This window comes from Streptomyces varsoviensis (assembly GCF_000718635.1).
Lineage (GTDB): Bacteria > Actinomycetota > Actinomycetes > Streptomycetales > Streptomycetaceae > Streptomyces > Streptomyces varsoviensis.
Genome location: NZ_JOBF01000033.1, coordinates 80538 through 97329, shown reverse-complemented (window position 1 = coordinate 97329; position 16792 = coordinate 80538). Strand labels below are relative to the sequence as shown.

At 72.8% G+C, this 16792-nt stretch carries 9 protein-coding genes and 1 pseudogene; 9 read left to right on the top strand and 1 reads right to left on the bottom strand.

Annotated elements, in window-relative coordinates:
• Nucleotides 1-17: 17 nt before the first annotated feature.
• Nucleotides 18-3812 (bottom strand): annotated as a pseudogene (locus IF55_RS40995) (acyltransferase domain-containing protein); the annotation flags it as partial.
• Nucleotides 3813-4167: 355 nt separating this feature from the next.
• On the opposite strand from IF55_RS40995, the gene IF55_RS32360 reads away from it, so the two are divergent.
• The 9 genes from IF55_RS32360 (at nt 4168) to IF55_RS32320 (ending at nt 16788) form a co-directional block, all read left to right on the top strand.
• On the top strand, nt 4168-4677 hold the full coding sequence (locus IF55_RS32360; RefSeq protein WP_030890312.1) for a hypothetical protein: 510 nt from the start codon (nt 4168-4170) through the stop codon (nt 4675-4677).
• Between the two features lie 1195 nt (nt 4678-5872).
• Complete coding sequence (locus tag IF55_RS32355) at nt 5873-7231, top strand: MFS transporter (RefSeq protein WP_030890308.1); 1359 nt, start codon at nt 5873-5875, stop codon at nt 7229-7231.
• 326 nt (nt 7232-7557) lie between these two features.
• The gene (locus IF55_RS32350; protein ID WP_048832934.1) at nt 7558-8358 is read left to right on the top strand and encodes a phytanoyl-CoA dioxygenase family protein; all 801 of its coding nucleotides are present in this window, start codon (nt 7558-7560) and stop codon (nt 8356-8358) included.
• A gap of 87 nt (nt 8359-8445) precedes the next feature.
• Nucleotides 8446-8997, top strand: coding sequence for a DUF6309 family protein (locus IF55_RS32345; RefSeq protein WP_030890302.1), 552 nt, complete (start codon nt 8446-8448; stop codon nt 8995-8997).
• A complete protein-coding gene (locus IF55_RS32340; RefSeq protein WP_037966857.1) occupies nt 8994-13568 on the top strand; it encodes an AMP-binding protein in 4575 nt (1524 codons plus the stop codon). Before IF55_RS32345 ends, IF55_RS32340 begins: the two co-directional genes overlap by 4 nt.
• A 166-nt stretch (nt 13569-13734) precedes the next feature.
• Nucleotides 13735-14997: an aspartate aminotransferase family protein gene (locus tag IF55_RS32335; RefSeq protein WP_030890294.1), complete on the top strand. Its 1263-nt coding sequence runs from the start codon at nt 13735-13737 to the stop codon at nt 14995-14997.
• On the top strand, nt 14997-15185 hold the full coding sequence (locus IF55_RS32330; protein WP_030890291.1) for a hypothetical protein: 189 nt from the start codon (nt 14997-14999) through the stop codon (nt 15183-15185). Before IF55_RS32335 ends, IF55_RS32330 begins: the two co-directional genes overlap by 1 nt.
• Nucleotides 15182-16021, top strand: coding sequence for a TauD/TfdA family dioxygenase (locus IF55_RS32325; protein WP_030890287.1), 840 nt, complete (start codon nt 15182-15184; stop codon nt 16019-16021). The genes IF55_RS32330 and IF55_RS32325 overlap by 4 nt, the downstream gene beginning before the upstream one ends.
• Complete coding sequence (locus IF55_RS32320) at nt 16018-16788, top strand: SDR family oxidoreductase (RefSeq protein WP_030890284.1); 771 nt, start codon at nt 16018-16020, stop codon at nt 16786-16788. Before IF55_RS32325 ends, IF55_RS32320 begins: the two co-directional genes overlap by 4 nt.
• The last annotated feature ends 4 nt before the right edge of the window (nt 16789-16792 follow it).

Sequence of the window (16792 nt, the reverse complement as noted above, 5' to 3'; positions counted from 1 at the left end):
CACTCAGCAACCCGATCCGCGAACACCGGCTCCGAGTCCAGCAGTTGAGCAGCCATACCCACCCACTGCGACCCCTGTCCAGGGAAGACGAAGGCCACCTCGCCGCCCGCGCCGACCGGCCCCTGTACGAGGCCGGGGGCCGCCGAGCCGGCGGCCAAGGCGGTCAGGGCCTGCCGGAAGTCCTCCGCGTCCGTGCCGATCAGCACGGCCCGGTGCTGGTGAGCGGCCCTGCCTGTGGCCAGCGAGTAGCCCACGTCCGCGAGGCGCGAGGGAGGCACCGTGTCCGCCGCACTCGCTGTCGCGCTCGCTTCCTCGCTCAACTCTGCCTGGGCTTCGAGCAGTCGATGCGCCTGCTCCCGCAGCGCCTGCTCGCTCTTGGCGGAGAGCGGCCACGCCAGGACCGGCGATCGGTAGGGCGCACCGTCGCTCTCAGTACCCATGCCCGTGCCCATGCCCGGCGCCACCCGCCCCGCCGTCTCCTCGGGCGCGGGCGGTGCCTCTTCGAGGATGACGTGCGCGTTGGTGCCGCTGACGCCGAACGACGACACGCCCGCCCGGCGCGGCCTGTCGACGGCCTCCCAGGGGCGGGCCTCCGTGAGCAGTTCCACCGCGCCCGCCGACCAGTCCACTTCCGGGCTGGGCGTCGCGCCGTCCACGTGCAGGGTCTTCGGCATGATGGCGTGCCGCATCGCCAGCACCGTCTTGATCACGCCGCCCACGCCGGCCGCCGCCTGCGTGTGACCGATGTTCGACTTCAGCGAGCCGAGCATCAACGGCCGCTGGGCGGGGCGGTTCTGACCGTACGTCGCCAGCAGCGCCTGCGCCTCGATGGGGTCGCCGAGCCGGGTCCCCGTACCGTGCGCCTCCACCAAATCCACATCGGCGGCCCGTAGCCCGGCGTCCGTCAGCGCCGCCCGGATCACCCGCTGCTGCGACGGGCCGTTGGGGGCCGTCAGGCCGTTGCTCGCGCCGTCCTGGTTGACGGCGCTGCCGCGCACCACCGCCAGCACCGGGTGCCCGGCCCGCCGCGCGTCCGACAGCCGTTCCAGCAGCAGCATCCCGACGCCCTCGGCCAGGCCGAACCCGTCGGCGCCGGCCGCGAACGCCTTGCAGCGCCCGTCGGGCGCGAGCCCGCCCTGGCGGCTGAACTCGACGAACATGCCCACGGTGGACATCACCGTCGCGCCGCCGGCCAGGGCCATCGAGCACTCGCCGGAGCGGACAGCGCGGGCCGCGAGGTGCAAGGCCACCAGCGAGGAGGAGCACGCCGTGTCGACGGTGATCGCGGCGCCCTCCAGCCCGAGTGCGTAGGCCAGCCGACCGGACGCGACGCTTCCGGTATTGCCGGTGAGCAGGTGCCCGCCGACCTCGGCACCGTCCTGGAGACGCGGCCCGTAGTCCATGGTCATCGCGCCGATGAACACCCCGGTCCGGCTGGCACGCAGCGACGTCGGGTCGATCCCGGCCCGTTCGAAGACCTCCCATCCCGTCTCCAGGAGCAGCCGCTGCTGCGGGTCCATCGCCAGGGCCTCGCGGGGCGAGATGCCGAAGAAGCGCGCGTCGAAGTCGGCCGCCTCGTGCAGGAAGCCCGCTTCCCGCTGGTAGTAGCGGCCGGGCCGGCCCTGCTCCGGGTCGTAGTGGGCCGCCGTGTCCCAGCCCCGGTCGGTCGGGAAGGGCGTCACGGCGTCGGTGCCGTCGGCCACCAGCCGCCACAGGTCGTCGGGGGTGCCGGCGCCGCCGGGGTAGCGGCAGCCCATCCCCACGATCACGACGGGGTCGTCGTCCGCGGCGGCGTCCTTGATGCCCCCGGTCTCGTCGTCGTCTTCCGCCTCGGCCTCGGTCTCGGCCTCTGTACGGTCGCCGGTCAGTTCCGCGCCGAGCGCGTCCGCCAGGGCCCCCGGCGTCGGGTGGTCGAAGACCGCGGTGGCCGGTATCGGCAGCCCGGTGGCCGCGCCGAGCCGGTTGCGCAGCTCCACCGCCGTGACGGAGTCGAAGCCGAGGTCGAGGAACGGCTCGTCCGCCGGTACGGGCCCGGGCCGCCCCAGGAGCCCCGCGACCTCACGGGCGACGAGCTTCAGCAGCGCGGCGCGCCGCCCCGCCGCCGGAAGCGCGGCCAGCTCGGCGCGGAGCGCGCTCCCCGGAGCGTCGGCGGCCCCTTCCACACGGTATGCGAGGTCCGCGCCCCCACCGTCCGGTCCGAGAACTTCGAGCGCTTCCTGTGGTTCCCGCGCTTTCTGAACTTCCTGAGCTTCGAGCGTTTCGAGGAGTTCACGAAGTTTACGTAGTTCGCGTAGTTCGCGCAGTTGCCGGGTACGTACCGCCTCGGAGTCGGCGTGGTCAGCGGCGTTCTCGCCACGACGGTCGTCCTCCGCGTACACCGCCCGCCAGTCGGGCTCCACCCCGTGCACGCACAGCTCCCCCAGCGAGATCAGGAACCTCTTTCGGTCCCCCTGGTCCCGTCGGAGCGTCCCCATGACGTGCGCGTCGACGCCGCTCTCCTCGGCCGTGGCCTGCATGGCGGAGGTGAGGACGGTGTGCGGGCTGACCTCCAGCAGCGTGCGGTAGCCGTCGGCGAGCGCGGCTCTGGTGGCCTCCTCGAACCGCACCGTCTGCCGCAGGTTGCGGCACCAGTAGTCGGCGTCCAGGGCCGGCGCCTCCAACAACCCGCCGGTCAGCGCGGAGTAGTAGGGGAGCCGGGCGGGACGGGGCCGGATGGGCGCGAGGTCCGTACGCATCCGGGGGACGATCTCGTCGATGTGCGCGGAGTGGGCGGCGAGGCCGACCGCGACCTTCCTGGCGTGCACCCCGGCCCGTTCGAGATCCGTGAGCAGTTCCTCGGCGGCGTCGGCGTCACCGGAGACGATCACGGACCGGGGGCCGTTGACCGCGGCGACGGCCAGCCGCCCGGACCAGCGCTCCAGCCTCGGGGCCAGATCCTCCGCCGCCGCCATGACGGAGACCATCTCGCCCCGGCCGGCCAGCGTCGCCTGGGCCTGGCTCCACAGGGCGACGACCCGCGCCGCGTCGTCCAGGGACAGCGCGTCGGCGACGGCGGCCGAGGTGATCTCGCCGACGCTGTGGCCGAGTACGGCGCCGGGCTCCACACCGTACGAGCGCCAGAGCTCCGTCAGCGACAGCGTCATCGCGAACAGCACGGGCTGCACGACATCCGCGCGGCCGAGGCTCGGCGAGCCTGGCGCGCCGCGCAGCAGGTCGACCAGCGACCAGTCGGTGAAGGGTTCGAGCGCCGCGGCGCAGTCGTCCATCCGGCGCCGGAAGACCGGGGAGGTCTCCAGCAGCCGCGCCGCCATGCCGGGCCACTGCGCGCCCTGGCCCGGGTATACGAACACGGGCCCGCGGCCGTTGCCCGCGCTCGCCCGCGCGTCCGAGGCCGCGCCCGCGCCTGGCACGCCCCCGCCGCTCTGGTTCTCTCCCCCGGCTCCGCCCTCGCCCTCCCCCTCGGTCAGTCCGGGCGCGCCCCGCCCGTCGGCCAGCGCGTCCAGGAGGTCCAGGAATCCGGCACGGTCCTCCGCGACCAGCGCGGCGCGCCGCCACCCGATGCGAGCGGAACCGGCGCAAGGGGCCCCTACGCACGCGGAACCGACGACTGCGGTACCGGCGGGCGCGGGATCGGCGAACGCGGTACCGGCGAACCCGGACTCGACGAGAGCACGCCCCACCTCAACGGGGTGCCAGTCCTCCTGACGCCGGAGGTGGTCCCGCAGGCGCCGTGCCCGGGCCGCCAGCGGTCCCCTGCCGCCGCCGCTCAGCATCCACAACAGGGGCGAGCCGGAACCGGTTCCATGCACCATCGCGCCTCAGGGCTCCTTCGCAGCGAGTCGGGCCATAAGTTCGGTGCTCTCAGCGGTTGCTCCAGAGCGCGCCGGTCACCTGCGGTCTGATCGACGTCCTGGCAGCCGCTACGGGACATGCGGTTGAGATCCTGCCGGGTCGGTGTAGCAACCCGATATCGCAAGGCGCGACAGCGGCGGACGGTGTGGGCGGTCGCCGCTCGGGTACGTGCTCCGGGAAACGCGAGTGAGGTAGCCGGACAACGTAAGAGGCATGGCCGTACAAGGCAAGAGAAGTGACTGGGGGACGCCAGAGGGACGGCCGGGGGCTACCGGGTCGCATCCGCACCACATCAGCAAGGGAACGGAGTTCACGATGAAGCGCGTCATCGCCACCGCGGCGACAACCGGGCTGCTGCTCCTCACGCCGCTCGGCAGCGCCGCCGCGTCGGCCGAAGCGCCCAGCGGCGGCGTTCTGGGCACGAATGGCTATAAAAGCCTCCATCTCGGGCAGTCCGAGCAGGCCGCGGAGCGGACCGGGCTCTTGGTGGACAAGAAGGGGGGCGGCGGCTGCGCCGTCTACCGGCTGCGCCCGGCGGAGGGGAAGCCGAACCCCGGCGGCGGCGTCTTCATCGAGTCCCGCAAGGGCGTGGCGATGATCACCGGTACGGACCGGATCCACACCCCCGAGGGCGTCACCATGGGCACCGCCCTGGACCGGGTCAAGGCCGCCTACCCCCGGCTGAAGAAGATCGACGACTGGATCTACGAGACGCCCGCTCCCGGCGGGAAGCACGGCGAGCGGTACCGCGTCGCCTTCGACGAGCGGAACACCGTGTCCGACTTCGCGCTGGAGGCGGCGGACCGCGGTCGCTGCGACGGCTGAGACCGCGACACGTATGACCCAGCCGACGGCGCTGTCGGCCGGGTCATACGTGTGACGGCCTCAGTACGACCGGGAAGCGCCTCGGCCCGGAAGCACCGCGGTCCGGAAGCACCGCGGTCCAGAAACGCCGCGGCCCGGAAACGCCGCGTCCGGAAACGCCGCGGCCCGAAGGCGCACAGGCGAATACGGCCCGCCTGGGGAATCCGAAGCCCCCGCGGCGACATAGCCACGACAACCCGCGCGGCATTGCCCTCATACGGCCATTGCGCCACGCGCAACCACGCAGCCATTGCACCCCGCGCAATAGCGCCCGTGCGCCCGCCATTGCGTCGGCGCGCGGCGTTCGCCGGGTGAATGCCGAGCACCCGCCGAGAAAACATCTGACGGCTGGAGCATGAGCCTCCGTCTCCGAGTCGACCCAGAGCAATGTTTTGGTTCAGGCCAACGCAGATCGAGCTTGAGCAGGGCCCGGAAGACTGTCAAGAACTATGTGGCCCAGGTCACATATTCGTGACACCGCGTCACACAACGCTTCCGGAGCGCCTCTCCGCAGAGGTCTAGACATGATGCTTGGGGCCTTGTTAAGTTCACCTCTCATTGATCGCCACGTATACCAACTGCGTTGCTGAGAGCACCGGTTAGTCAGGCTCTCCGCACTCCCCCAGAACCCCGGCCGTGGGGCCGCCCACTAGGCGCGGCCTCGCTTCAGCGGCCGCCCATTCCCAGCGTGTCGAAACCGAATCCCGGTCAGCCGCGACCGATCCGGGCTTTCTTCCTGATGAGGCATCAGTCATGGGTCTGCCTGACTTCGCAGTATCCCCCTTACCCGGCACACACACCGAAGCGGCCGCCAAATCGTGCACCACCCACGGACGCAGCCGAGGGGATTGTCGATGAACATCACACGGACTTCGATCGAATCCCATACGCCGCCAAGGCCGGCTACGCCGTCACGCCGCGACGAACGGGCACCCCGGAGTCGCCCGAGCCGGGCCCCCTTGACATTCAGTCCGGGTCAATCCCCCTTGAGATGCATACGCCTTGAAAGACGCGCCCGCCTTGATGAGCGTCTTGACGGACGTATCGGCGGACGTCTCGACAGGCGCCTTCACGGGCGTCTTGACGGACGGCTTGACAGGAGGGGCGCCCCACCCGCCCGTCGACCACCGATCGGAGCCGCCGCCGTCGCCCGCTCATGAGCGACGGAATCCGCCGCCGGGACGAGGTGCTGCTGCGCGCGGCCTTCATCGTCTCCAGCGGCGGCGACTGGATCTTCCGGTTCGCGCTGCCGGCCCTGGTGCTCCGGCTGACCGGCTCGGCGATCTCGACGGCGCTCACCTACGCGGTCGAGTTCGTGCCCTACGTCGTCATCGGACTGTTCAGCGGGGTCGTCGCCGACCGTGCCGACCGGCGGCGGCTCATGATCCGGTGCGACGTGGCCTCCGCGGTGATCGTCACGGGGATCGGCGCGCTGTGCCTGGCCCACGCGTCGGTCGGCCCCGTCATGGCGGCCGCCTTCCTGCTGGGCTGTGTTCGGCCGTTTTCGTTCCCCGCGTTCCAGGGGTTCCTCACCGAGCGGGTCGCGCTGGAGCGGCGCGCCGCGATGAACGCCTGGCTCCAGGCGGCGGACGGCACGCTGAGCATGGTCGGCCCCGTCGCGGGCGTGGCGGTCGTCGCGCTGCTGGGGCCGACCGTGGCGAGCCTCGCGAACGCGGTCTCGTTCACCCTGTCCGCCGCGCTGATCAGCGGCACGGCGGTGCTGGCGGCCGGGCGGCGCGGGCGGTTGCCGCTGCGCGCCTGGTGCCGTTCGCTGGGCGCGGACTCGGTGGCCGGGCTGCGCGTCGTCGTCAAGAACAGGGGGCTGCTGTGGGCCACGGCGCTGCTGACGCTGTCCAACTTCTCCTTCCCCGCCGTCACGGCCAATCTGATCTACATCGTGGCGGGTCCGGACGGCCGGCTCTCCGCGTCGCTCGCGGTGGTCTCCGCGGCGCAGGGGCTCGGCGCCGTGCTGGGCGCCGCGGCCGCGCCCGCCCTGCTGCGCAGGTTCTCGGCGGGCGCGCTCATGCAGAGCGCGATGGGGGCGATGGCCGTCGCGCTGCTGCTGCCCGCCGTCCGAATCGATGTGGGCGCGCTGACCGTCTCCTGGTTTCTCGCCGGGGCCTCGACTTCACTGTTCATCGTCCCGTGGCGGACCTACCGTCAGGGGGCCGTCGACGCCGCGTACTTGGGGCGGGTCGTCGGGCTGCAACGCGCCGTGCCCTTCGCGGCCGTGCCATTGGGCGCGGTGAGCGGCGGACTGCTGCTCACCGAGTTCGGCGCCCCGGCGCTGTTCGCGGGCGCGGCCGCCGTTCAGTTCCTCGTATGGCTCGGTACCAGGTTTTCTCCGCTGGGCAGCGCGAGTTCGCCGACTGCCCCCGATACCCGGGAGGTCGCCGAACCGACCGTCGAACGCCCGGCGCCGGCCACCCCCCGCATATCCCCACCTCGCGATACCGAGCGCGTCTCGGTCATTGATCCCGTAGATATGAGGGCCCAGCATGAGGACCCGGTATGAGGGCCCGGTATGCCGCCGCCGCGAATTTCCCAAAGCTTGACCAGAACCTTGACCCGAACCCCGCCCATGCCGCTCACAGTCGATTGGCACGGAATCCCCACCGGCCTGTACCGGCCCGCACCGGCCCGGCCGGTACGGAATCGCCGCGGCCGCCCCGGCACCTGTCCGGCCCGCAACAAGCCGTTCTCCCCGCATTCCAGTGAAGCTACCGAGCGGTATCGAAGAGTCATTGAACCGGGTTCGTCCCATGGAAACCCCATGAAAACCGGCCACTTGCAAGACACGTTCACGACGAGATCGTCACGTGAGAGGGTGTGAATGCCCACATGCCACCGATATACAAGGACAGCGGGACCGTCCTGACGCGCCGGGAGCAGTTCGCGGAGTCGGGATACCTCGTTCTCCCCGGCTTGCTGCCCGAGTCGCTACGGGATCGCCTCACGGTCGAGGTGGACCACTGGGTGGACGACGGACTGCGCGCCCGCTCCATTGCCGCCTGTGTCGACCCCTCCCCCGACGATTTACTGCCGTTCCTGGAGTTGGAGCTGCCCGCCCACGGCGAACTCCTGACCTATGAGCCATTGCTGGGCGTGCTGCGGGAACTCATCGGAAGCTCATTCGTCTTCCATCATCTGCACAGCGACCGGCACAATCCCGGAATGGCCGGCAAGCCGTGGCACCACGACTACGAACCCAACGACGACGGGGACCCCTCGCTGCTGATGGTGCACACGCTGCACTACATCGGCGGCCTGGACGGCACGATAGGCAACCTCACCGTGCTGCCCGGCTCGCACCGCGAGCCCCGGAGCAAGTCCGCGCTGGCCCACCTCGGCACGGCCGAACTGCCCGGCGAGGTCGAGATCGACAGCCTGCCGCCGGGCTCGACCGTGCTCGTCAACTCGGCTCTGCTGCACGCCCGCAGGCCCGTGCCGGGCCCCGACGAGGCGGCCCGCCCCCGCTACTTCGTCGACGCGTCGTACTGCCAGACCGGTGCCCGGTGGCGGCCCGTGAAGCCCTACTGGCGGGGGATGCTCGCCCGGGCGCGGGACCTCGGCCTCGGCGGCGGCCGGTGGCCGGAGCTGTTCGCGGAGCGGCACTTCACCGAGTACGCCGAATCGCTATGAGAAGCCGGCTCGGAACGGGGGCCGGGCTCATTATGAGGAGCCGACCCGGTATCAGGAGCCGACTCACCATGAGAAGGGGCATCGCGCATGCGGTTCGTCAGTTCAGTCACCTTCGACGAGGTGCAGCGGGAATTCCGGCGGGAGCACCCCGTCGCCAGGCAGCACCAGGGAAACACCAATCAGGACACGGAGAACTGCCTGGAGTTGGCCGACAAGAGCTTCGGCCGCTGGTCGGAGGTCCGGCTGTGCCGCGCGGACGTCCTCGACGTCATGCTGCCCTGGCACCTGAGCGAGGGCGGCGCGTACGAGATGGTGCCGCGTACGGGGCTCACCGTCGGCCAGGCCGCGCGGATCGTCCGGGCGCGGGGGACGGAGTGGGCCGGGGGCAATCCGGTGTGCACGGCGAAGCTCGACCTCTTCCGGGACTCCGCGTTCACCTCGCTCTACCTCAGCACCCGCCCGGTACCGCATGACCACTACGCGGACGTGCGCGTCGGCGACGGCTTCATCCACCTCGACGGGCTGCACCGCATGGTCGCGTGGGAGCTGTCCGGCCGCCTCCCGGCCGGCGAGGAGCTGACCGCCTTCATCGCCGGAGACATCTCGTCGCGTGCCACAACCGGAGGCCAACGAACATGACGTCTGCCCTTCGATCCACCGCATCGCTGTCCGACCTGCTCATCCGCAACGCCGCGGGCCACCCGGACCGCCCCGCCCTGAGCGACGGCGACCGCACGTTCGACTACCGGTCGCTCGATGTCGTGGCGGGCCATGTCGCGGCCCGGCTGAGCGGCCTCGGCGTCGGGCGTGGCGACCGCGTGGCATTGTTCGGGGCCAGGGACGCCAGGATGTGCGCCCTGCTGTACGGGGTGCTGCGCTCGGGCGCCGCGGCGGTGCTCGTCGACGCGGGGTGGAGCGCGGCCGACGTGCTGCGGCGGCTGGCGTCGGTCGAGGCGCGCTGCGCGCTCACCACCACCCCGGCGATCCGGGCGCCCGAGCCGTACGGGACCGAGGTGCTCGACATCGACGCGCTGGCCGTCTCCGCCCCGGTGGAGTCGCCCGCCGCCGACCGCTGCCGGCCGGCGGACATCGCGTACCTCTCCTTCACATCGGGGTCGCGCGGGGAGCCGAAGGCCGTCGCGGTCACCCACGCCAACACGGTGCACTACGCGCAGGGGCTCCGCGACCGGCTGGGGCTCACCGACGCCGACGCGCCGTGCGTCGCCCACGTCACCACGCTGGCGGCCGACCTCGGCCACACGGCATGGCTGCTCGCGCTCGCGACCGCCGGTTCGGTGCACGTCGTGCCGGACGACCGGGCGCGCGACCCGGAGTCCTTCTGGGCCACGCTGCGCGCGGCGGGCGTGTCCGTGCTCAAGACGACGCCGTCGCACCTGACGGCGCTGCTGCCGGGCCGCCCGGGCGACGCCCCGGCCCTGGACACCGTGCTGCTCGGCGGCGAGCCGCTGCCGCGCGCGCTCGCCGCGGGCCTCCTCCAGCAGGGGGTCGCGGCGCGCGTCGCCAACCACTACGGACCGACCGAGACGACGGTCGGCGCCACCTGTTTCCTCGCCTCCTCGGCTGCCGAACTGCCCGCGGACGAACCGACGGTGCCCATCGGGACCGCGATCGGCGAGACGGAGCTGCGCCTGGTGCCCGCGGGCCCGGAGGGCGAGCTGCACATCGGCGGCCGGGGCGTCAGCGCGGGCTACTTCGGCCGGCCGGAGGAAACGGCGCGCAGTTTCATCCAGCGCGACGGGGCCTGGGTGTACCGGACGGGCGACGTGTGCCGTCGCCGCCCGGACGGCAACCTCGTCTTCGTCGGCCGGTCCGACCGGCAGGTCAAGGTCCGCGGCTACCGCGTCGACCCCGTCGAGATCGAGCACGCCGTCGAGCGGTTCCCCGGCGTCGCCCAGTCCGCGGTGATCGTCCGCGACACGCCGACGGGCCGTCAACTGCTGGCCGCGGTACGGCTGTCCGAGGGGCACGAGGAGGCCGCGACGATCGCCGCGCTCGGCTCGTACCTCCGCGACCGGCTGCCCGGCTACTCGGTGCCGCAGCCGATCCTCGCCGTGCCGCACTTCCCGTACGGGCCGAACGGCAAGCTCGACCGGGAGCGCCTCGCCACGGTCGTGACGGACCTCATCGCGACCCGGGCGCGCGGGGCGGGACGGGGAGGTACGGAGCTGGGCGGCGCGGGCCGGGGCGTGGTGGGTCAGAACGCCGCGGGGCAGGGCGGCGCGGGCCAGGACGGGACGGCGCACGATGTACGGGCCGGGGGGACCGCCCCGGAGCCGGCGCCGACAGCGGGAGCGGAACCAGGAACGGCGGGCACGGGACCGGAGACGGCAACGGGCCCCGGATCGGGAACGGACACGGCACCGGCTGCGGTCACCGGCCTGCCGGCCGCAGGCCCCGAGTCGGTCCCGGACCCGCGGCCGACGGGCCGGGCCGAGGAACCGTTGACCCGTGCCATAGCCGAGCTGTGGGCGGAGGCCCTCGGGCTGCCCGTCGTCGACGCGCACGCAGACGTGCTGAGCCTGGGCGGGGACTCGATCCTCGCGATGCGCACGATCGCGTTCCTGCGCCGGCGCGGCCACCGGGTCGCGTTCGAGGACTTCTACGAGCACCCGACCCCGGCCCTCCTGTCGGCGGCGGCGCTCGCGGCCCCCGACCACCCCCGGCCGCGCGCGGTCGCGGCGACCGCCGAGCGGCGTCGGCGGCTCGCGCCCGCGCAGCGGTGGCTGTTCCGGCAGCCGGTGGACGAACCGCGGCACTGGAACCAGTCCGTCGTGCTGCGCTGTGCCGTACGGGTCGACCCGCGCGCCCTGTCGGCGGCGCTCGCGGCGGTCCTGGGCCGCCATCCGGCGCTGCGGCAGCCGGTCGGCCCGGGCGGTCCGGGGGAACCGCGCCCGGTGGCCGACCTGGACGTGGTCTCCCACTCCTCGATCCGGCCGACGGGCCCCGCCGCCGTCGCCGAGACGGTGCGCAGCCTCTGCACCGAGCTGCACCGCAGCCTGGACCCGGAGGCCGGGCGGCTGCTGCGCGTCCATCTCTTCGCGGGCGGGCCCGGTGTCGAGGACCGGCTCGCGGTGATCGCTCACCACCTCGTCGTCGACGGGCTGTCCTGGCGCATCCTGCTGGACGACCTCGCCGCCGCGTACCGCGCCGAGCTGGCCGGCGCCCCGGCGGAGCTGCCGCCGACGGCCGACTTCTACGAGTGGGCCGCCGCGTCGCCGCCGGACACCGCCGCCGTGCACGGCGCGGTCGCCCCGCTGCTGCCCGTGGACGACCCGACGGGCGACGCCGAACCGGCGACGCTCACCTGGACGCTCGACGAGCGGGCGACCGAACGGCTGGTGGCCCGGCACGGGCGTGCGCAGCGGCTCGAAGCGGTCCTGCTGTCGGCGTTCGCCGACGCCATGGCGGATTGGAGCGGGCAGCCCAGTCTCGGCGTGGAGGTGGAGACGCACGGACGGGACACGCACGGACGCGGTACGAGCGGGCCGAACACGAACGGACACCCCCCGGCCGCGCAGGGCACAAGCGGGCCGGGCACGAACGGACGCGGCCCGGACGCGCACGGCACGAGCGCGCCGCGCACCGTCCCCGACGCCGGCCGGTATCTGGACACGGTCGGCTGGTTCACCGCCGTGAAGTGGGTGGCCCTCGACGCCCCCGGCGACCGGAGCGGGGAACGGCGGATTCGGGAGGCGGAGGAGCGCCTGCACCGGGCCGCGCAACTGCCGATGGACGTCGACGGCATCCGCCCCGAGGTGGCGTTCAACTACCTCGGTACGTTCCGGCTGCCCGACGAGCCGTCGCTGGGCTGGTCGGTGGCGGACGAGCAGGCCGGTTCGGCCCGCTGCACCACGGGGGACACGCTCTACCGCGTCCGCCTCACCGCCCGCGTCGTGGGCGGCAGGCTGGTGACGGACCTCGTGTACGCGTGGCCCCGGCTGTCCCACGAGAACGCGGAGCGGGTCTTCGCCGGGTTCGCCCGGACCGTGGCCGCCGCGGCGGACGCCGCGCCCGCCCCGTACGCGCGGGCGGCGGTGTCGACGTCGGGGCAGTTGCTGCACACCGGCGCCCCCGCGCCCCGCGGTCGATGGCGCGTCGTGCGGGAGCCGGTCCACGCGCTGCTCACCGGGGCCACCGGCTATCTCGGCGGTCACCTGCTCACCGAACTGGCCGAACGCGGCGCGCGGGTCACCTGTCTGGTGCGGGGCGAGAGCGACGCGGCGGCGGTCCGGCGGCTCGGCGGTGCCGCCGGCACCAGGGGCGTCGACGTGATCGCGGGCGACATCGACCGGGAGGGCCTGGGCCTGTCCCCCGCCGGGCTCGCCCGGGCCCGGGAGGCCCAGGTCGTCGTGCACGCCGCCGCGGACACGCGCCTGGTGGCCTCGCCCACGGAGCTGGAGCGGACCAACAACCTCGCGGTCCGGCGGCTGCTGGCGTGGATCGACGCCGAGGCCCCCGCGGCGCGCTTCCACCACGTGTCCACGCTCGCCGTGTCCGGCGGCGTCGACGGGCCCGTACGCCGGTTCAGCGAGGCGGACCTGAGGATTGGTCAGGTCTTCCGTACGCCGTACGAGAGGGCGAAGTTCCGGGCCGAGGAGACCGTACGCGCCTGGGCCTTGACGGGGCGTCAGGCATATATCCACCGCAGCGGCCACATAGCGGCGCACAGCCGCACCGGCGCGTTCCAGCGCAACGTCCAGGACAATCGGATCTACCAGACCGTCCGCGGCTACATCCTGGCCGGGGCGGCGCCGAGCCGGCCGTCGACGACCTTCGAGTTCTCCCATGTCGACACGGTGGCGGCGGGGATCGCGGCGATCGCGGCCCATCCGCACGCGGCGCCGGGCGTCTACCACGTCGAGACGCCGCACACGGTGGCCCACGACGAGCTGGTGGACTGGATGATCGAGCACGGCTATCCGATCAGCCTGACGGACGACGACACGTTCGCGGCGGCGCTGGCCCGCGCCGAGCGGGACGATCCGATGACGGCCCGGCTGGCGTCGACTTGGTTCCAGCTCGGCGACCGGAACGTCGCCGTGGACAGCGCGTGGACGACGTCCGTACTCGACCGGCTCGGCGTACGGTTCGCGGAGCCGAGCGCGCGGTGGTGGTCCGCGGCCCTGACCTGGGCGGCGACCGTCGGCTTCCTGCCCGCGTCGGCGCCGGCCCCGCAGTTGACCCGATGACCGCGACGACCGGAGAAGCCATTCCCCCGATGACCGCAGCGACCGGAGGACCACCGACCTGTTGAGCCCGCCCGTTCCCACCGTCCCGCCCGTTCCCTCCATTCCCTCCCCTCCCTCCCTCTTATCCGACTCTCCCGTTCCACCCGTTCCAACAGAAGGTGAAGCCATGTCCCAGCTCTCGCCCATGCTCAAGCAGGCCACCCCCGTCGTCGCCACGCGGGGTGAGGGGATGTATCTCTTCGACGCCGACGACCGGCGCTATCTCGACTTCACCTCCGGTGTCGGTGTCACCAACACGGGCCACTGCCACCCCCGCGTGGTCGAGGCCGTACAGCGACAGGCGGGCCGGCTGATCCACGGGCAGTACACGACGGTGCTGCACGACCAGTTGCTGACGCTCAGCGAGCGGCTGGGCGAGGTGCTGCCGCCCGGTCTGGACTCGCTGTTCTACATGAGCTCCGGCAGCGAGGCGGTGGAGGCGGCGCTGCGGCTCGCGCGGCACGCCACCGGCCGGCAGAACGTGATCGTCTTCGACGGCTCGTTCCACGGCCGCACCATGGGCGCGGCGGCCATGACGACGGCGGGGCACCGCTTCCGCGCCGCCATCGGCCCGGTGATGCCGGGCGTCGCGGTGGCCCCGTTCCCGGACGCCTTCCGGCTCGGACTGAGCGAGGAGGAGGCCGTCGAGCACGCCCTGCGCGGGCTGGACCGGGTGCTGGCGACGGTCAGCGCGCCGGAGGAGACGGCCGCGATGTTCGTCGAGCCGGTACTGGGCGAGGGCGGGTATGTGCCCGCGCCCGCGGGGTTCCTGACGGGACTTCGGGAACGCGCGGACCGGCACGGGATTCTGCTGGTGTTCGACGAGATCCAGACCGGGTTCGGCCGGACCGGGAAGTTCTGGGCGCACCAGTACAGCGACGGACTCGTCCCCGACATCCTGACCACGGCCAAGGGGCTGGCGAGCGGCTTCCCGCTCTCGGCGATCGCCGCGCCCGCCGCGCTGATGGCCAAGGCCAGGCCGGGGTCGCAGGGCGGTACGTACGGCGGCAACGCCGTGGCGTGCGCGGCGGCCCTCGCGACGCTCGACGTCATCCGCGAGGAGCGGCTGGTGGCGAACGCCGCCGAGCAGGGGCGGCGGCTCGCGGACGGGCTGCGGAGGATCGCCGCGGACGCCCCGGCCATCGCGGACGTACGGGCGCTGGGGCTGATGGCCGGCAGTGAGTTCTGCCGGCCCGACGGCTCCCCCGACCCGGAGGCCGCCCAGCGCGCCCAGCGCGCCGCCTCCGACCTCGGCCTCCTTCTGCTGTCCTGCGGGGTGCACGGCAATGTCATCCGCATGATCCCGGCGCTCGTGGTGAGCGCCGAGCAGATCGACGAGGCGCTGAGCCTCTGGGCGAAGGCGGTCTCGTCGTCGGCCGCGGCGGCGTGATGACCGCCCTCGTGGTCGGCCGCGGCGGCGTCCTGACCGCCGACGAGAACCACGACCGCACGCCGGGCACCCACCCGGTGGACAACCACCCGGTAATCGACCGCACACCGAACGACCGGGGCATGAGCACCCGCACACCGAACGACCGCAAGTCAGCACGGCTCCCGAAGGGATGGATCGCATCATGACCGGAACCACGATCGGCGACATTGGTTGGACCAGTGAGTATCTGGAGTCCGCACGCGATGTGTGGTCGCTGACGGTCGGCGACGCGGACCGGCGGCTGCTGGAGGCGGACTCCCTGGCCGAGCGCTGGGGCGCGGGCGAGCAGGCGTATACGGCCGTACGCTCGTTCATCGGGCGGAGCCTGGACACGGTGGGGTTCGTGAACGTCCGCAACGTCCTCTCGCCGGAGGCGTCCGACGCGGACCTCATCACGCAGCTCTCGTTCGTGCTCCGGGAGGTGGCCGCCCCCATCCCGCAGAACGCGCAGGGCGACCTGTGGACCATCCTGCGCGACCGGGACGGCGACGGCGCCACCGAGCTGGGCTTCCACTGCGACACGTGTGACCTGCTGGTGCTGCTGTGCCTCCAGCCCGCCGTGGACGGCGGCGGCAACACAAAGCTGGCCAGCGCCCGGCACGTGCACGACATCATCGAGCGGGAGCGCCCGGACGTGCTCGCCCTCCTCAAGGAGGAGTGGACCTTCGACCGGACCGGCCGGGCGGGCCAGCAGATCCTCACCACGCCCATCCTGTTCACCCAGGAGGACGGGACGATCGGCTGCTACTACCAGACCCGGACCGTACGGGCCTCCGCCGACCTCGACGCCGACCGGCTGGCGGCCCTCGACTTTCTGGACGAGGTGCTCTATCGCCCGGAGATCGCCTTCGGGATGCGGCTGGGCGCGGGCGATCTGCTGATGATCCGTAACAGCCGGGTGCTGCACGGCCGTTCGCCCTACGTCGACGTGCCCGGCCCCCAGGCCCGGCGGATTCTGCGCGCTTGGATGAACGAGCGGTGAGCGGCGAAGGGAAGACCGGCGAGGGGAAGATCGCCGTCGTCACGGGCGGCGGCAGCGGGCTCGGCCGGGCGAGCGCGCTCGCCCTCCTCGACCAGGGCTGGTCGGTGGCGCTGGCCGGGCGCCGCAAGGACACGCTGGAGGAGACGGCGGCGAGTTCGGGCGCCGGCCCGGACCGGGTGATCGCCGTGCCCACGGACATCCGGTACCCGGGCGAGGTGGCGGCCCTGTTCCAGACCGTACGGGCCCGGTTCGGCCGGCTGGACCTGCTGTTCAACAACGCGGGCGCGGCCGTGCCGCGCCGGCCGGTCGCGGACGTGGACTTCGAGGACTGGGGCCGGGTGATGGACACCACCGTCACCGGCACGTTCCTCTGCGCGCAGGAGGCGTTCCGCGTGATGCGGGATCAGTCGCCGCAGGGCGGACGCATCATCAACAACGGCGCCCCGTCCGCGCATTCGCCCCGCCCGAACGCCGTCGCCTACACCACGGCCAAACACGCCGTGCTGGGGCTGACGCGCGCCCTGTCGCTGGACGGCCGCCCGTACGGGATCTCCTGCGGGCAGATCGACGTCGGGAACGTGACCCCGGTGGACGGCAGCCCGCAGCCGCCCGCGATGCAGGGCGACGGGACGATGGCCGTGGAGGCGACGATCCCGGTCGAGCGCTTCACGGAGTCGCTGCTGCTGATGGCGTCGATGCCGCTCGACACGAATGTGCAGTTCCTGACGGTCCTGCCGACGACCATGCCCTTCATCGGCAGAGGGTGAGGCG